This window comes from Variovorax soli NBRC 106424, assembly GCF_001591385.1.
Classification (GTDB): domain Bacteria; phylum Pseudomonadota; class Gammaproteobacteria; order Burkholderiales; family Burkholderiaceae_C; genus Variovorax; species Variovorax soli.
Window position 1 is genome coordinate 1 of record NZ_BCUU01000238.1, and the last position, 574, is coordinate 574.

Sequence of the window (574 nt, forward strand, 5' to 3'; positions counted from 1 at the left end):
GCGAGCTCGGCCTGCCGCCGGCGCCGGCCGGCCAGGGCTGGGGACTCATGACGCTGTGCCACTGGCAGGTGGGCATCGACGACGTGGCGCTGGGCGATCCGGGCATGCTGCACATCGGCGCCGACGAATCGGCCGCGCTGCTCGATGCCGTGCGCCCGTTCTTCGACGAGGACGGCATCGCCGTGCATCCCACGCCGCAGCCCGGCCGCTGGCTGGCGCGCAGCGCCTTGTTCGACGGCCTGCCCACCGCCTCCATCGACCGCGCCGCGGGCTACCCGATTTCCGAGTGGTCGCCACAGGGCGAAGCGGCGCGCCCGCTGCGCCGCCTGCAGAACGAAATGCAGATGCTGCTCTACACCCATCCGGTCAACGACGCGCGCGCCGAGCGTGGCGTGCCGGCCATCAACTCCTTCTGGCTCAGCGGAACCGGCGCGTTGCCGGCCAACGTAGCGGCGGACACGGCCGATGTCGCCTACGACGACAGCCTGCGCGCCGCCACTGCGCGCGCCGACGCCGCCGCCTGGGCGCAAGCCTGGCAGGCGCTGGACGCGCAACGCCTCGCACCTTTGCTGGC

At 73.3% G+C, this 574-nt stretch carries 1 pseudogene; it reads left to right on the top strand.

What is annotated here, in order from left to right:
* Positions 1-574 (top strand): annotated as a pseudogene (locus VSO01S_RS27670) (hypothetical protein); the annotation flags it as partial.